The organism is Flavobacterium sp. LC2016-23 (assembly GCF_009674775.1).
Lineage (GTDB): Bacteria > Bacteroidota > Bacteroidia > Flavobacteriales > Flavobacteriaceae > Flavobacterium.
The window spans coordinates 1-513 of the sequence record NZ_WKKE01000082.1 but is presented as its reverse complement, the minus strand read 5'-3'; the positions used below and the strand labels follow the sequence as shown (position 1 = coordinate 513).

1 pseudogene is annotated in these 513 nt (G+C 43.3%); it reads right to left on the bottom strand.

The features are described from left to right. Positions 1-513, bottom strand: a pseudogene (locus tag GJU43_RS22960) (hypothetical protein); the annotation flags it as partial.

Here is a 513-nt window from a genome sequence, read left to right as displayed (position 1 = left end):
TACCAAATCGGCTACCGTTTTATGATCCACTTTACAGAATTCCTGTGTGGTCTGGGTAGTTGTTGGCGTTTGCGGATTGTTTAAAATAACCGTTACCGCCAATCGGGTTGGACTCTCACAGGTTCCTACTTTTAAGGAACCGTAATAAACCTTATTGTTTTCCAAAGCTGTTGTTGACGGAATTGCATTTATTCCTGTCGCATCATCATACCACGTCACACCTGATTCTGTTGTTGCCAAATCAGCCACTGTTTTATTATCCACTTTACAGAATTCCTGCGTGGTTGCTCCTGTTGGCGTTTGAGGATCACTTAGCGTTACCGTTACGGCCAAACGTGTTGGGCTTTCGCAGGTTCCTACCTTTAGCGAACCGTAATACACTTTATTGTTTTCCAAAAGGGTTGTGGAAGGAATTGCGTTTACTCCTGTCGCATCATCATACCACGTCACGCCTGTTTCAGCAGTTTTCAAATCAGCTACTGTTTTATTATCCACTTTACAGAATTCCTGCGT